General features: G+C 71.6%; 16 protein-coding genes. 2 read left to right on the top strand and 14 right to left on the bottom strand.

What is annotated here, in order from left to right:
• The coding region (locus DLJ49_RS08875) for an adenosylhomocysteinase (protein ID WP_199533316.1) at positions 1–230 on the top strand (230 nt) is incomplete at its 5' end.
• A 96-nt stretch (positions 231–326) separates the two neighbouring features.
• Here DLJ49_RS08875 and DLJ49_RS08880 read toward each other — a convergent pair.
• The 9 genes from DLJ49_RS08880 to DLJ49_RS08920 form a co-directional block, all read right to left on the bottom strand.
• Positions 327–806, bottom strand: a complete 480-nt coding sequence (locus DLJ49_RS08880) for a CoxG family protein (RefSeq protein WP_115393190.1) — start codon at positions 804–806, stop codon at positions 327–329.
• Positions 807–861: 55 nt separating this feature from the next.
• Complete coding sequence (locus DLJ49_RS08885; protein WP_115393191.1) at positions 862–1467, bottom strand: nucleotidyltransferase family protein; 606 nt, start codon at positions 1465–1467, stop codon at positions 862–864.
• Positions 1464–2219, bottom strand: coding sequence for an XdhC family protein (locus DLJ49_RS08890; protein WP_233488909.1), 756 nt, complete (start codon positions 2217–2219; stop codon positions 1464–1466). The genes DLJ49_RS08885 and DLJ49_RS08890 overlap by 4 nt, the downstream gene beginning before the upstream one ends.
• Positions 2216–3397, bottom strand: coding sequence for a vWA domain-containing protein (locus DLJ49_RS08895; protein ID WP_115393192.1), 1182 nt, complete (start codon positions 3395–3397; stop codon positions 2216–2218). Before DLJ49_RS08895 ends, DLJ49_RS08890 begins: the two co-directional genes overlap by 4 nt.
• The gene (locus DLJ49_RS08900; protein WP_115393193.1) at positions 3394–4272 is read right to left on the bottom strand and encodes an AAA family ATPase; all 879 of its coding nucleotides are present in this window, start codon (positions 4270–4272) and stop codon (positions 3394–3396) included. The genes DLJ49_RS08895 and DLJ49_RS08900 overlap by 4 nt, the downstream gene beginning before the upstream one ends.
• A gap of 212 nt (positions 4273–4484) precedes the next feature.
• On the bottom strand, positions 4485–6902 hold the full coding sequence (locus tag DLJ49_RS08905) for an aerobic carbon-monoxide dehydrogenase large subunit (RefSeq protein WP_115393194.1): 2418 nt from the start codon (positions 6900–6902) through the stop codon (positions 4485–4487).
• Complete coding sequence (locus tag DLJ49_RS08910; RefSeq protein WP_115393195.1) at positions 6899–7390, bottom strand: (2Fe-2S)-binding protein; 492 nt, start codon at positions 7388–7390, stop codon at positions 6899–6901. Before DLJ49_RS08910 ends, DLJ49_RS08905 begins: the two co-directional genes overlap by 4 nt.
• A gap of 17 nt (positions 7391–7407) precedes the next feature.
• Positions 7408–8262 (bottom strand): FAD binding domain-containing protein, encoded by an 855-nt coding sequence (locus DLJ49_RS08915; RefSeq protein ID WP_115393196.1) that lies wholly within the window; start codon positions 8260–8262, stop codon positions 7408–7410.
• Between the two features lie 252 nt (positions 8263–8514).
• The gene (locus DLJ49_RS08920) at positions 8515–9798 is read right to left on the bottom strand and encodes an MHYT domain-containing protein (RefSeq protein WP_233488911.1); all 1284 of its coding nucleotides are present in this window, start codon (positions 9796–9798) and stop codon (positions 8515–8517) included.
• Positions 9799–9962: 164 nt separating this feature from the next.
• On the opposite strand from DLJ49_RS08920, the gene DLJ49_RS08925 reads away from it, so the two are divergent.
• Positions 9963–10448, top strand: a complete 486-nt coding sequence (locus DLJ49_RS08925) for a YciE/YciF ferroxidase family protein (RefSeq protein ID WP_115393197.1) — start codon at positions 9963–9965, stop codon at positions 10446–10448.
• A gap of 139 nt (positions 10449–10587) precedes the next feature.
• Here DLJ49_RS08925 and DLJ49_RS08930 read toward each other — a convergent pair whose 3' ends face one another.
• Genes DLJ49_RS08930 through DLJ49_RS08950 form a run of 5 tightly spaced genes read right to left on the bottom strand, consistent with a single transcriptional unit; the run spans position 10588 to position 15446 of the window.
• Positions 10588–11607 carry a histone deacetylase family protein gene (locus tag DLJ49_RS08930; RefSeq protein WP_115393198.1) on the bottom strand — a complete coding sequence of 340 codons (1020 nt, stop codon included), beginning with the start codon at positions 11605–11607 and terminating at the stop codon, positions 10588–10590.
• 10 nt (positions 11608–11617) lie between these two features.
• Complete coding sequence (locus tag DLJ49_RS08935) at positions 11618–12085, bottom strand: GNAT family N-acetyltransferase (RefSeq protein ID WP_115393199.1); 468 nt, start codon at positions 12083–12085, stop codon at positions 11618–11620.
• Positions 12082–13011, bottom strand: a complete 930-nt coding sequence (locus tag DLJ49_RS08940; RefSeq protein ID WP_115393200.1) for a 3,5-dioxohexanoate:acetyl-CoA acetone transferase — start codon at positions 13009–13011, stop codon at positions 12082–12084. Before DLJ49_RS08940 ends, DLJ49_RS08935 begins: the two co-directional genes overlap by 4 nt.
• A gap of 6 nt (positions 13012–13017) precedes the next feature.
• Positions 13018–14364: an aminotransferase family protein gene (locus DLJ49_RS08945; protein WP_115393350.1), complete on the bottom strand. Its 1347-nt coding sequence runs from the start codon at positions 14362–14364 to the stop codon at positions 13018–13020.
• Positions 14361–15446, bottom strand: a complete 1086-nt coding sequence (locus DLJ49_RS08950) for an ABC transporter ATP-binding protein (RefSeq protein WP_115393351.1) — start codon at positions 15444–15446, stop codon at positions 14361–14363. The genes DLJ49_RS08945 and DLJ49_RS08950 overlap by 4 nt, the downstream gene beginning before the upstream one ends.
• Positions 15447–15537 lie beyond the last annotated feature (91 nt).

The raw sequence follows: 15537 nt of genomic DNA on the forward strand, positions 1-15537 counted from the left end.
TGATGTCGGCCTCCTTCACCAACCAGGTGCTCGCCCAGATCGAGCTCTGGACGAAGGGAGAGCAGTACGACAACGCCGTCCACGTCCTGCCCAAGCACCTCGACGAAAAGGTCGCCCGCCTCCACCTCGGCCGCATCGGCGTCAAGCTCACCGAGCTCGCCCCCGACCAGGCCGACTACATCGGCGTCACCCCCCAGGGCCCCTTCAAGCCAGACCACTACAGGTATTGAGGGGCGCGAGCCCGGCAAGAAGGCCGCCGGCCATGCCCATCGGGGCGCGGCCGGCGGCCTTTTTCGTCGGGCCCGGTTGTGCAGGGCGACCGCCGTTCAGGCGGTGCCGGCGTCGGCCTCGGCGCCCGCGTCCTGCGGCTGGAACGTTTCGGCGAAGCACGCGAAGAACTTGGCCGACAGCTTCTTTGCGGTGCTCGCCACCAGCCGGCTCCCGAGCTGGGCGAGCTTGCCGCCGATCTCGACATGCGCCTTGTAGGCAAGGATCGTGCGCTCCGGCCCGTCCTCGGTCAGCGTCACGTCGGCGCCGCCCTTGGCGAAGCCGGCCGCGCCCCCGTTGCCCTGCCCGCTGAGGGTGAAATGCTCGGGCGCGCCGCTCGGGTCGAGGTGCACGACGCCCGTGAACCGGGCCTTCACCGGCCCGATCTTGAGCGTGACCTTCGCTTCGAGGTCTCCCTCCTCGTTGCGTTCGAGCTCCTCGCATCCCGGGATGCACTGGCGCAGCACCTCCACGTCGTTGAGCCGCGCGTAGACTTCGTCGCGCGGGGCCTCGATGACGACTTCCTCGGCGAGATCCATGGCGTTTCCTTTCTCTTCCGTCCCTGTCCAGTGTTATCGGTCGCGCGCCCCCACGTCACCGGGCGGCGTCGGCCATCTCGTCGCGGACTCGAGCGAGGTCGTCCGCGGTGTCGACATCCGCGAAGAAGGCGGGCAGATCGGTCTCGAAGCGGTGCACGAGGCCGGGGTTGCGCCGGGTGAAGCCGCCGCAGCCGAGGCGCGGCCCGCCAGCCAGCACGGCCGCCCGCGCCTGCCGCGACAGCACGACCGGGTTGCCCCGCACCCTGCCCCGCATCGGCACGGTCACCCGGCCGGGTGGCGCCGTGCGCGCTGCGGAGAGCAGGTTGAAGAGCGCGGAAGCGGTCAGACGGGGCAGGTCGCCCGGCACGACGAGCGTCAGGTCGGCATCGGCCACGCGGGCGAGGCCGAAGGCCACGCTGCCCTGCTGCCCCGCGGCGTGCTCGGGATTGGTGGCGAGATCGACCGGCAGGCCGCCGAGGCGCGCGCCCACCGCCTCGGCCTGATGGCCGAGCACGACGAGCGGCGGCGCGGTGGTCGCACCGAGCACCGCATCGAGCGTGCGCAGCAGGAGCGGCCGGCCACCCACCTCCGCGAGCAGCTTGTTCCCGGCACCGAACCGGGTCGAGAGACCGGCGGCGAGCACCACGGCGGCGACGCTCATCGCGCCCCCTTGCGGCGCACCTGCACGATCTCGGCCAGGATCGACAGGGCGATCTCGTCGGGTGTCTCGGCGCCGATGTCGAGGCCCGCGGGCGCCGAGAGCGCGGCGAGGGCCGCGGCGTCGGCCCCCTGCCCGGCCAGCTTCTCGCGCAGCGCCGCCGCCTTGCGCCGGCTGCCGACGAAGGCGACATGGGCCGCCCCCGCACCCAGCGCCTCGGCCAGCGCCCGCGCATCTCCCTTGCCCTGGGTGGCGACCACCACGTAGGCGCCGGGCCCCGTCGCAGCCTCGCACAGGCGGAAGTCGAAGCCGCGGGCGAGCGCGCGCAAGGCCCGCGCCACCGGCCCCTCGCCCATGACCACGAGATCGGGCAGCGGCACGAACGGCTCGACGAAGACGTCCATCGAGCCCTTCGAGGCGCAGCCGTTGCGCTCGTAGATCATGCCGTCGCGCACCTCGCAGGGCTCGGCGCCCTCGGCGGCCAGCCGGTCGTCGGGGCGCAGCGCCACCAGCACCGGCTCGCCCCGCGCCACCGCCGACCGCGCCGCCCGGCCGAGTGCGGCGCGCACGCAGCCGCCGCCCACCCAGCCCTCGATCAGTTCTCCCTCGGCGGACAGCAGTGCGCGCGCGCCAGCGCCGGCCGAGGTGCTGTCCATCGTGCGCACGATGGTGGCGGTGGCGAAGGGCGTGCCGGCCGTGCGCATCTCGCGGGCCAGCGCGTCGATCCGTTCGACGGTGAGGGCGGCGGGTTTCACAGGCGGGCGAGCTCCCCTTCGAGCGCGGCGAGGCCGGCGAGCGTGTTGACGGAATGCACAGCGTCGAGATGCGGGCGCGCCTCGGCCATGCCGGCGGCGATGGCACCGTGATCGGCCCAGCCCTTGAGCGGGTTGAGCCAGACGATCCGGCAGCCGCGGCGCCCGAGGCGGGCGAGGGCGGGGCCGATCGCCCCCTTGCCTTCGCTGTCGTAGCCGTCGGACAGGATGAAGACGACCGTGCGCCCGTCGACGAAGGCGGGGGCGTAGCCGCGGGCGAACCGCTCGAGGCAGGCCCCGATACGCGAGCCACCGCCGAACCCCTCTGCGAGCAGGCTCATCCGGTTGAGCGCGCGCAACGGGTCGGGGTCGCGCAGCGCCTCGGTGATCCTGACGAGGCGGGTGTGGAAGAGATAGGCATCGGCCGACGGATCGCCCCGCATCAGCCCCGCGAGAAAGGCGAGGAAAGGGCGCGCATAGACCGTCATCGACCCCGAGACGTCGGCCAGCGCCGCGATCCGTACCGGACGGTCGGGGCGGGCCTTGCGCGGCAGGTGCAAAGGCTCGCCGCCGATGGCCAGCGAGCGGCGCACGAGGCGGCGAAAGTCGATCTCGGCCCCCCGCTTGGCCGCGCGGCGCCGGCGCGAGCGGCGGTCGCGCAGCGCCCGGCCCAGCCGCTCGGCCACCCGCTCGGCCTCGGCGATGTCGTCGCGCGAGACCAGCTCGCGCAGGTCGCGGCGGGCGATGCTCTGGCTGCGCACGGCCAGAAGCCGCCCCTCGCCGCCGCCCTCCGCCTCGCCCTCGCCCTCGCCATCGGGGCTGTCCTGCTGTCCCGCCCCCTCGGCCTGCGGCCCCGTCGCCTCGGCCGTGCTGCGCATCGCCCTGGTCGGCGTTCGGACACTGGGCGTGGCCCGCGTCACCACCCGCCCGCCGTTCATCCAGAAGGCCTCGAACAGCGCGTCGAAGCGCCGTGCCTCGTCGGCGCTCCCGCAGCACACGGCCTTCAGCGCGGCGCGGGCCTGGGCGGGATCGGCCGCCTCGACGCTTGCCAGCGCGCGCAGGGCCGTCTCCGTCTCCGACACGCCGAGGCGCAGCCCGTTCTCGCGGCAATGCCCGAGAAAGCCCGCGACGCGCGCGCTCGGCCCGGGGTCGCGCCCCGCGAAGCGGGTGACGCGGCTCATGCCGCCTTCCCCGCGAGGCGCTGGGCGACCTCGGTCGTCATGTTGGCGCGATCGGCCCGCGTCTTGAGCAGGGTGGCGAGGGCGGCCTGCAGCACGGCCGGGTCCTCGGTCAGGTCGTTGACGCCCAGCCCCGCCAGCGCCGCGGCGAAATCCAGCGTCTCGGCGACGCCCGGTACCTTGTCGAGCTCTTCGCGCCGCAACGCCTGCACGAAGCCCACGATCTGCGCTGCAAGCCTCTCCTCAACCTCCGGGCAGCGGGCGGCGAGGATGGCGATCTCGGTCGCCCGGTCGGGGTAGTCGACCCAGGCATACATGCAGCGCCGCCGCAGCGCGTCGGACAGGTCGCGCGTGCCGTTGGCCGTCAGGATTACGATGGGCCGCGCGGTGGCCTGCATCGTGCCGAGCTCGGGGATGGTGATCTGGTAGTCCGACAGCACCTCGAGCAGGTAGGCCTCGAATTCCTCGTCGGCCCGGTCGATCTCGTCGATCAGCAAGACCGGCGGGGCGTCCTGCCGGATCGCCTGCAGAAGCGGACGGGCGAGCAGGTACTCCTCCGAGAAGACCCGTTGCTCCACCTGCCGCCCCGTCTCGCCCCCCTCGGCGGCGGCGCGGATGGCCAGAAGCTGGCGCTGGTAGTTCCACTCGTAGATGGCGTGCGCGGCGTCCAGCCCCTCGTAGCATTGCAGCCGGATCAGGCGCGTGGCGCGCGCCGCGGCCAGCGCCTTGGCCACCTCGGTCTTGCCCACGCCGGCCGCCCCTTCGAGCAGCAGCGGACGGCCGAGCGTGACGGCAAGGTGCAGCGCCATCGCCAGATCGGGCGCGGCGACGTAGCCCTGGGCGGCGAGATCGGTCGCAAGCTCGGTCCAGTCAGCCATTCCGTAGCTCCGAGTACCGGGCGTTACCCGCTTCTTCCTGTGCCAAATCCGCGTCGCCCACGCTCTGGTCACCAGCGTCCGGCGGGGGCCGTGGCGCCCGCCCGCCGCACTCGGGCGGGAGGTCGCCGCCGGGCCTTCCCCGGCGCGCGGGGGTGGGCGGGCGGGCCGCGTGCCGGGGAAGGCCCGGCGGCGCAGCCCGCGCCGCGGACGGATCAGCCGTGCAGGCCGAGCCCGTTGGCGATCTTCCACACGCGCCAGTGATCGTGCGGCATGTGGCTCTGTCGCAGGCCGAACGCGCGGAAGGCGTCGTGCACCGCGTTCGAGAAGGCCGGCACGCCGCCGACGTTCGGGCTCTCGCCCACGCCCTTGGCCCCGATCGGGTGGTGCGGCGAGGGCGTCACCGTGTGGTCGGTCGTGTAGTGCGGCGTCTCCCAGGCGGTCGGCACGAAGAAGTCCATCAGCGTGCCGGTCTTGACGTTGCCCATCTCGTCGTAGGCGATCTCCTGCCCCATCGCGATGGCCAGCGCCTCGGTCAGCCCGCCATGCACCTGCCCCTCGATGATCATCGGGTTGATCCGGGTGCCGCAATCGTCGAGCGCGTAGAACTGCCGGATCTCGGTCTGGCCGGTATCGACGTCGATCTCCATCACGCAGACATAGGCGCCGAACGGATAGGTCATGTTGGGCGGGTCGTAGTAGCTGACCGCCTCGAGGCCCGGCTCGATGCCCGGAATCGCCTGGTTGTAGGCGGCGAAGGCGATCTCCTTCATCGTCTTGAAGCGCTCCGGGTCGCCCTTGACCGCGAAGCGGTCGACGTCCCACTCCAGATCGTCGTCGTGGACCTCCAGAAGGTAGGCCGCGATCATCTGTGCCTTGGCGCGGATCTTGCGGCCGGCCATCGCCGTCGCCGCCCCCGCCACGGGCGTCGAGCGCGAGCCGTATGTGCCGAGGCCGTAGGGCGCGGTGTCGGTGTCGCCCTCCTCGACGGTGATCGAATCCGCCGGCAGCCCGATCTCGCTGGCCAGGATCTGCGCGAAGGTCGTCGCGTGCCCCTGCCCCTGTGAAATCGTGCCGAGCCGCGCGATGGCCGAGCCGGTGGGATGGATGCGGATCTCGCAGCTGTCGAACATCCCCAGCCCGAGGATGTCGCAGTTCTTGACCGGCCCGGCGCCCACGATCTCGGTGAAATGCGTCAGCCCGATGCCGAGGAGCTTGCGGGTCTCGCCCCGCTTGAAGGCCTCGACCCGCTCGGCCTGTTCGCGGCGCAGGCCGGCGTAATCGACCGCCTCCAGCGCCTTGTCCCATGCCGTGTGATAGTCGCCGCTGTCATACTCCCAGCCCAGGGCCGACTGGTAGGGAAACTGCTCGGCCTTGATGAAATTGATCCGGCGCAGCTCGGCGGCGTCCATCCCCAGCTCGATGGCGAGGATCTCGATCATCCGCTCGATGAAATAGGCGGCCTCCGTCACCCGGAACGAGCAGCGATAGGCCACGCCACCCGGCGCCTTGTTGGTATAGACGCCGTCGACCGAGAGATAGGCGGTCGGGATGTCGTAGCTGCCCGTGCAGATGTTGAAGAAGCCTGCGGGAAACTTGGTGGGGTCGGCGCAGGCATCGAACCCGCCGTGATCGGCCGTGACGTGACACCACAGGCCGGTGATCTTCCCCTCCTTCGTCGCCGCGATCCTACCCTTCATCCAGTAGTCGCGGGCGAAGGCGGTGGTCATCAGGTTGTCCATCCGGTCCTCGACCCATTTCACCGGCTTGCCGGTGACGATCGAGGCGACGGCCGAGCAGATGTAGCCCGGATAGGCGCCCACCTTGTTGCCGAAGCCCCCGCCGATATCGGGCGAGACGATCCGGATGTTGTGCTCCTCGATGCCCGAGATCAGCGAGACCACGGTGCGGATCGCGTGCGGCGCCTGGAAGGTGCCCCAGATCGTCAGCTTGCCGTTCACCTTGTCCATGCTCGCCACGCAGCCGCAGGGCTCCAGCGGGCAGGGATGGGTTCGGTGGTAATAGATCATCTCCTCGGCCACCACGTCGGCCTCGGCGATGACCTGCTCGGTCGCCTCGCGGTCGCCCTGCTCCCAGGTGAAGATGTGGTTGTGGTGCTTGCGCGGCCCGTGGGCGCCCTCGGTCTTGCCCTCGAGGTCCTCGCGCAGCACCGGGGCGTCGGGCTCCAGCGCCTTGAACGGGTCGACGACGACCGGCAGATCCTCGTATTCGACCTCCACCGCCTCGATCCCGTCGGCGGCGGCGTAGCGGTCGGTCGCCACGACGAAGGCCACCTCCTGGCCCTGGAACAGCACCTTGCCGTCGGCCAGCACCATCTGCTTGTCGCCGGCGAGCGTGGGCATCCAGTGCAGGCCCAGCGGCTCGAGATCCTTGGCGGTGATGACGGCCAGCACGCCCGGCACCTTCATCGCCTCCTCGGTGTGGATGGCCGTCACGCGGGCATGGGCGTGGGGCGAGCGCACGAAGTCGCCAAACAGCATCCCGGGCAGCGTGATGTCGTCGACGTAATTGCCCTTTCCTTGGGTGAATCGGGCGTCCTCCACCCGCTTGCGGGACGAGCCGAGGCCCTTGAGCTTTTCGGCGCGCTCGGCGCTTTCGGGAAGGTCCTTCATTCCGCGGCCTCCTTCGATGCGTTCATCTCCGCCGCGGCGGCGAGAATGGCTTTCACGATGTTCTGGTAGCCGGTGCAGCGGCACAGGTTGCCCGCCATGCCGAAGCGCACCTCCTCCTCGGTGGGGCTGGGGTTCTCCTGCAGCAGACGGTAGGCGCGGGTGATCATCCCCGGCGTGCAGTAGCCGCATTGCAGCCCGTGATGCTCGCGGAACGCCTCCTGCAGCGGGTGCATCGCGTCGGGGCTGCCCAGCCCCTCGACCGTGGTGATCTCCTTGCCCGCCACCTGCGCAGTGAACACGGTGCAGGACTTCACCGAGCGGCCGTCGATATCCACCGTGCAGGCCCCGCAATGCGAGGTCTCGCAGCCGATATGCGGCCCGGTGATCCGAAGCTGCTCGCGCAGGGTGTGGATCAAGAGTTCGCGCGGCTCGGCGAGCACGTCCTGCGGCTCGCCGTTCACCGTGATCTGGTAGTGTTGCTTGCCCATGGCTGGCTCCCCTCCCCTTACGCGCGGCTCACGGCGCGCTCGATGGCGCGGCGGATCATGACGCCCGCGACATGGCGCTTGAAGTCGACGGGGCCGCGATTGTCCTCCGTCGGGTCGATGTCGGCCTTCGCGGCCTCGACGGCAGCCGAGACGGCCTCGGCGTCGCAATTCGTTCCCACCAGCGCGGCGCCGGCCGCCTCCGACCACACGGGCACGTCCGACAGGTTGGTCATGGCGATCGAGGCGGCGGTGCAGCGCCCCCCCTCCATCGTCACCAGCGCGGCGCAGGCGGCGGTGGCGTAGTCGCCGATCTTGCGCTTCTGCTTCTCGTAGGCATAGCCGCCCGCGGGCACGGCGAAGGAGATGGCGGTCAGGATCTCGTCATCCTCCCGCGCGGTCATGTAGGCGGCCTCGTAATAGTCGCGCGCCGCCACGCTCCGCTCGCCGCCGGGCCCCGCCAGGTGGAAGGTGGCGCCGAGGCACTGCATCAGCCCCGGCATGTCGTTGCCCGGATCGCCGTTGGCGACGTTGCCGCCGACGGTACCGCAATAGCGCACCTGCGGGTCGGCGATCTGCAACGCGGCCTCGCGGACGAGCGGCGCCGCCCGTGCCAGCTCGGCGCTCGCGATCAGCTCGGCCTGCGTCACCATCGCGCCGAGGCGGACGGTGCCACCCTCGACCACAATGCCGCGCAGTTCGGCGATGTCCTGCAGATCGACCAGATGGCCGAGGTCGGCCATTCGCAGCTTCATCATCGGGATCAGGCTGTGCCCGCCTGCGATCACCCGCGCCTCGTCGCCGTGCTCGCCGAGGATGGCGAGGGCGGCAGCGATGTCGCCGGGCCGGTGGTAGTCGAACCGCGCCGGTATCATGTGCTCCTCCCTGGTGCGTTCTTCTGACGCATGCGGTGTTGTATGCCGCCGTCGACGGGCGCGGGAACGGCGAATGAACGACACCGGTCGCCCGATGCACGAGATGCGAAATACGCGCACGAACGGCGAAGCCGGGGCGAACGGCCTTCGAAGGCCGTTGGGTCAGGCCGCATCGGAGTGACGTGGAAGGCGGAACGGCGCCACGGGGCCAAGGCGTTTCGAAACGCCTTGCGCCCGGCCCCGGCCTTGCCGTCAGAGGCCCAGCGCAGCCCGGACGTCTGGCAGACGCGAGCGGGAGACCGGCACCTTTCCCAGCGTGCCGACACCGTCGAAATAGGCTATGCCGCCGTCCTTCTTGCGCTCGAAGGCCGAGACATGCGCGGGATTGATCAGGTAGCTGCGATGCGCCCGCACGAAGGGCGCCGGCGCGAGCCGGCGCTCCGCCTCCGAGATCGACCAGGGGCAGAACCCGCGGGCCTCGCCGCGGTAGATCACCGTGTAATGCCCCTCGGCCCGGAAGGCGGCGATATCGCCGGGATCGGCGAAGAGCGTTCGCCCGTTCTGCTCGTAGGGCACGCCACGGCGCGGCGGAACAGGGCGCGGCGCGGGCTCCGGGGCCGGCTCGGGCACCGTCCCGATGGCGCGCGCGACGGCGGCGGGTGCATCGTCAGCCGGGGCGGTGTGCGCGTCGGGGGCGGACGCAAGCGCAGTCTCTGGCGTCGCCGTGGCGGGCGCTGCCGCGGCAGCCGCCATGCCCCGGGCCGCGCCGCCGGTCGTCGCCCCGCCCGGAAGGAAGGTCGCGCCCGAGAGCAGGAACCCGCCGCAGATGGCGAAGGAGGCCAGCGTCACCACCAGCGCCAGCATCTCGTTGCCCAGGGTCAGTTCGGGCATCCGCGGCACCGGGTCGGCGAAGAAGCGCGTTCCCGCGATGGCGAGGTAGTGCAGCGCCACGACCGCCACTGCGAAACACACCGTCCCGAGCACGATGTTGCGCCGCGTCCGCTCGCCGTAGGCGACGCGGATCGCCACGACCGAAAGGCCGAGCGACACGGTGGCCGAGGCGGCAAGGCCGAGCGGTGCATAGGCGGCGCGGCACGCCTCCATCCCCGCCATGCCGATGTAGTGCATCGCCAGAATGCCCACGCCGAAGACAAGGCCCGCCAGCGTGATCGTCGAAGCGGTCCGCGCGCGGAAATGCAGCAGGATCAGGCCGAGGCCCACGATCAGGATGCCGACGAGCGCCGAGATCAGCGTGGTCAGCGCATCGTAGAAGAACGGGATCGGCAGTTGCAGCCCCAGCATGGCGACGAAGTGCATCGACCAGATGCCGCCCCCGAGCACGATGGCCGAGGCCGCGACGGCCCGCTTGCGCGGCCCCACGTCGAGGGCCTGCGCCCCGCGGGTGAGGCACAGACCCGTGAATCCGGCCATGAGCGCGATCGCGAAGGACGCGACCACGAGCAGCGGATCGTGCGAGACGTCGAGCGCCAGCGTCAGACCCTCCCCTGCCTGATGCCCTGGCTCTCGATACGCCATTTCCCGGCCCGGGCAAAGTAACGACGCGCGGACCTGCGCCGTCCGCGGGCCGACTGCGGCCGGCGCTGCGCCGGCGAGCGCCGGGGCCCGGCCACCGCGGAACTTCGGCCGGACGGATCGACTTTCCCCGAGACGGCCCGCCGCGGAACGATGGGAGAGACACCATGACGATCGACAGCCTGAAAGACCTATACATCGCCGAGTTGCAGGAGGCCCGGTCGTTCGAGGGCCAGATCGCCAATGCCCTCGGCGGGTTCGCCGACAGGGCCAGCGACGGCGCGCTGCGCGAGGCGCTCGCCGGCGACAGGCCGGAGAGCGTGCGCCACGGCGAGCGCATAACCGCGCTGCTCGAGCGGCACGGCGCCGACCCGCGCGCCCACGAGGACCAGACCATGAAGGCCATTCTGGCGGAGGCCGGCAAATGGGCCGCAGAGATCGACGACCCGGCCGTGCGCGACGCCGCGCTCATCGCCAGCGTCCAGCGCATCCAGCACTACGAGATCGCCGCCTACGGCGCCCTCGTCGCATGGGCGAGGGAAGAGGGCCTCGACGACGCAGAAACGCTGGCCGAAATTCTCGAAGAAGAGAAGGCCGCCGACGAAAAGCTCAGCGCCCTGGCCGGCGAGCGGGTGAACGAAGGGGCATCGTAGGCGCGCCGATCCGGCATCGGCCGGAGATGCGGGCGACCTCTCCCGGCCGGTCGGGTCTCGTGCCGTGTCGCCGTGACCGGGCGGGCTCGCTGCGCACGGAGCCGGCGGCGGCGCTTCCCCTTGCCGCTCTGCGCTCGCCTCACCCCTGTGCCCCTTCCAATGCCGCGGCGAGGTTCGGCCCGAGATCGTCGGAGAGGTAGCCGCCCTCCTGCACCCAGAGCGTGGGCAGCCCCGCCCCGGCGATGGCGCGGGCGATGCGGCGGAAGCCGTCCGTGGTGACCGCGAGGCCCTGGAAGGGGTCGTTCACATGCGCGTCGAGGCCGAGCGCCACGACCAGCGCGTCGCAGCCGAAGGCGTCGATGCGGGCGAGGGCGGTATCGAGGGCGCGCAGGTAATCCTCGTCGCCCGTCCCGCGGGGCAGGGCGAGGTTGAGGTTGGCGCCACGGCCCGCGCCTTCTCCACGCTCCTCCGGGTAGCCCCAGAAGAACGGATAGAACCGCTCCGGGTGGGCATGGATCGACACGGTCAGCACGTCGCCGCGGGCGTAGAAGATGCCCTGCGTGCCGTTGCCGTGATGCACGTCGACGTCGAGCACCGCAGGCCTGCGGCCCGCGCGCAGCAGGCGCTCGGCGGCGATGGCGGAGTTGTTGAGAAAGCAGAACCCGCCGGCGAGGTCGGCATAGGCGTGGTGCCCCGGCGGGCGCGAAAGCGCATAGGCCGCGCGCTCGCCGTCGAGCACGAGGTCGGCCGCCGTCACCGCGCTCTGTGCCGACCAGTAGGCCGATTCCCACGTATGGGCACCGATCGGGCAGGCCGTGTCGGCCTGGTGGTAGCCGGCCTGCCCGACGGCGGATTTCGGGTAGCCGTCGGTGCGGGCAGCGGGGTGGATGTTGGGGATCACCTCTTCGCCCGCGCCCTCGATCCGCAGCCACCGGGCGTGGATCGTGCGCAGGAAGTGCAGGTATTCGGCACTGTGCACGGCGGCGAGGGGGGCCATCCCGTGATCCTGCGGCGCGACGAAGCCGCAGCCCGCCCGTTCGGCGGCGGCGCGCAGGCGCACGACGCGCTCGGGCTGCTCGGGGCTCGGCCGGGGCACGCCGTTGACGAGGAAGAACTTCGGGTCGTGGCGGGCCTGCCTGTCGTCATGGACGGCTTTCATGGGTCTCCTTTCACTCTGTCCGGCTCAATCTGGCGGTCGCCTCGGGGCCGAGCGTCAGCCGCGCCTGCCCCTCGACGGGGGCAAAGCCGAGCCGGTCGTAGAAGGCCCGCGCCCCGGGGCTCGTCTCGTAGACGGCAAGGGCGAGGTAGAGCGCGCCCCACTGCGCGGCCGCATCCCGCGCCACGGCCCCGAGCAGGCGGCGGCCGAGGCCGGTGCCGCGCGCCGCCGGCGCCACCCAGAGGTCCGAGACCCAGGCCCCCGCCCCGCCGGTGACGGTCGAGAACACGGGCGAATAGAGCGCAAGGCCGGCCTCTCCTGCCAGCAGCGCCCGGAAGGGCGGCAGGGGGGCGCGCATCGCGTCGGCGAGGCGCGTGGCGTCCATCCGGTGCGGTTCGCCCAGATCGGCCGAGAGCCGGGCGAGGCCGGCGGCCAGCGCCCCGGCATCCTCGGGCCCCGCGAGGCGGATCTCGGGCGTCATGGGATCGCGGTCGCCGCCGCCCCCTTCAGCCCGAGCAGGGCGCGCGCCTCGTCGGGGGTGGCGGGGGTGCGGCCGAGCTCTTCCACGATGCGGCGCACCTTCTCGACCTGGGCGGCGTTGGAGGGGGCGAGCTGCCCCTTCCCGATCGTCAGGCTGTCCTCGAGACCGACGCGCACATGCCCCCCCATCGCCGCCGCCATGGCGGCGAAGCGCATCTGGTGGCGGCCGGCGGCGAGCACGGAAAAGGCGTAGTCGCGCCCCAGAAGCCGGTCGGCCGTGCGCACCATGTGGCTGAGATTGTCGGGGTGCGCGTCCATCCCGCCCAGAACGCCGAACACGAACTGCACGAAGAAGGGCGGCGCGACCAGCCCGCGCTCGGCGAAGTGGGCGAGCATTGCGATGTGGCCCGCATCGTAGCACTCGAACTCGAACCGCGCGCCGCGCTGGGCGCCCATCTCGTGCAGGACGGTGGCGATGTCGCGCGGGGTGTTCTTGAACACCAGGTCGTCGGAGCCCTCGAGAAACGGCCGCTCCCAGTCGTGCCGCCACTCGCCGATCCGGGCCGCCATCGGGTAGAGGGCGAAGTTCATCGTGCCCATGTTGAGCGAGCACATCTCGGGCGCGGCGGCCTTCGGCGCGGCCAGCCGGTCGTCGAGGCTCATCACCGCGCTGCCCCCGGTGGAAAGGTTGAGAACGGCGTCGGTGCCCGCCTTGAGGCGCGGCAGGAAGCCCATGAAATGCTCCGGCGCGGCCGAGGGGCGGCCCGTTTCGGGATCGCGGGCATGCAGGTGCAGGATGGCCGCGCCCGCCTCGGCCGCCGCAATGCCCTGTTCCACGATCTCGTCGGCCGTCACCGGCAGGTGCGGCGACATGGTGGGCGTGTGGATCGAGCCCGTGAGGGCGCAGGTGATGAGGATCGCCGACATGGGAGGTCAGACCGGCTCGGGCACGGCGAACTCGGCCGAGAACTCGGCCAGGGTCTCGTCGAGCAGGCCAGCGATCTCGTCGATCTGCGGCTCGGTCACGATCAGGGGCGGCGCGACGAGCACATGGTCGCCGGCATAGCCGCCCCGCGTGCGCCGGGAATAGACGATGAGGCCCCGCGCATAGGCCATCTCGACGAAGCGGGCGAAGGCGCGGGCGCCCGGCGGCAGCGGTGCCATCGTCTGCCGGTCGGAGACGAACTCGAACGCCGTCAGCAGGCCCTTGCCGCGCACGTCGCCGATCACCGTGTAGCGCGCCATGAGCGTGCGCAGCCGCGACAGCAGAACGTCGCCCCGCGCGGCGGCGTTGGCGACCAGCCCCTCGCGCTCGATCTCGTCGATCACGGCGAGGCCCGCGGCACAGGCGAGCGGGTTGCCCGCGTAGGTATAGCCGTGCAGGAAGCCGCCTGCGTCGAGGATCGCCTCGACGATGTCGCGGTGCGCCACCATCGCGCCGAGCGGCACGTAGCCGGCGGCGAAACCCTTGGAGAGCACCATGATGTCGGGGCGCGTCGCGCTATGCTCGGCGGCGCAGAAGGCGCCGGTGCGGCCCGCCCCCGTCATCACCTCGTCCAGGATAAGCAGGATACCGTAGTCGCGGCAGACCTCCTCGACCGCCTCCATGTAGCCCGCCGGCGGGACCAGCGCGCCGGTCGAGGCGCCGCCCACCGGCTCGACGATGAAGCCGAGCACGGTCTCGGGCCCTTCCGCCTCGATCCGGGCGCGCAGCTGGTCGGCATAGTGGCGGCCTGTCGCCGGGTCGGCGGGGTCCAGCCCGTCGAGATAGGCGCGCGGGGCCGGAACGCGCGGCATCGGCCGCATCATCGGCAAGAAGGGATCGGTCAGCGCGTCGTAGCCCGTGATCGACAGCGCGCCGAGGGTCGAGCCGTGGTAGGAAGGCTCGCGCGTGATGATCTTCCAACGCCCCGGCTGGCCGGTGGCGAGCGCCCATTGCCGGGCGAGCTTCATCGCCGATTCCACCGCCTCGGAGCCGCCGGAGACGAAGAAAACGCGGTCGAGCCCCTCGGGCATCAGCGCGGCCGTCCGGGCCGCCAGCGCCTCCGACGCCTCGGTCTCGAAGTGCAGGCGGTAGCCGAAGGTCGCCCGCTCCATCTGGCGGCGCATCGCTTCGAGCACGCGCGGGTTCGAGTGGCCGATATTGCAGACCATCGCCCCCGACGAGCCGTCGATGTAGCGGCGGCCGTCGACGTCCCACATGTAGATGCCGCGGGCCTGGTCGAGCACGGGGCGGCGCTCGCGCCCCTGGTAGAACAGGTGCGACGGCGCCCGGCTCATGCCCGCCCCCCGGGCAGGGCGGCGCAATCCTGCGGGCGCAGGTGCAGCGTGACCTCCGCGCCCTCTGGGAAAGGTGCCTCGTCGATCATGTTGATCGCCTGCAGCTGCACCTCGCCCGCGCGCACGAAGTAGCGCACCGCCTGCCCCTGGTAGTCGACCGTCTCGACCCGCGCATCGACCGTGACGGCGCCGTTCGCCTCGGCACCGCGGGGTTTCAGCGTCAGCTTCTCGGCGCGGATCACCAGCTTGGCCGGCCCCTCTGCGCCGACATTCGGCGCCTTCCCGGCCGGCACGGGCAGCGTGCCGAAGACGGGGCTTTCCATCACCGCGGTGCCGTTCGCGCGGCTGGTGCAGCGCGCCTCCATGATGTTGGAGGCGCCGAGGAACTGCGCGACGAACTCCGATGCGGGCGTGTTGTAGACCTCCTGCGGGGCGCCGACCTGCTCGACCCGCCCGTTCGACATCACCACGATCCGGTCCGACATGGCCAGGGCCTCGGACTGGTCGTGGGTGACGAACACGGTGGTCACGCCGATCTGGTCCTGGATGCGCTTGAGCTCGACGCGCATGTCCTCGCGCAGGTTGGCGTCGAGCGCCGAGAGCGGCTCGTCGAGCAGCAGCACGTCGGGCTCGATCACGATGGCGCGGGCAAGCGCGATGCGCTGCTGCTGGCCGCCCGACAGCTCGCGCGGGTAGCGCCCGGCCATCTGCGGCAGTTGCACGAGTTCGAGCGCCTGTCTCACCCGGCCGGGGATCTCGTCTTTCGGCACGTCGCGGTATTTGAGGCCGAAGGCGACGTTGTCGGCCACCGTCTTGTGCGGGAAGAGCGCGTAGTTCTGGAAGACGAGGCCGAGGTTGCGCTTGTGGATCGGGATGTTGGTCACGTCCCGCCCGCCGATCTCGATCGCGCCCTCCGTGGGGTCCAGCAGGCCCGCGATCATCCGCAGGTTCGTCGTCTTGCCGCAGCCCGAGGGGCCCAGCAGCGTGACGAACGCACCTTCGGGGATCTCGAGCGAGGTCTTGTGGACGGCGGTGAAGGTGCCGAACCGCTTGACGATGTTCCTCAGGTGAACCGAGCTCACGTGGCGATGCCTTTCGATGCGCGCCGGCCCGCCTGCCGGGCCGGCGCCTGTTGCGTGCATGAGGGCGCCCCGGCGGAGCGGGCCCGAGCGG

The organism is Rhodovulum sp. 12E13, from assembly GCF_003340565.1.
Lineage (GTDB): Bacteria > Pseudomonadota > Alphaproteobacteria > Rhodobacterales > Rhodobacteraceae > HLUCCA09.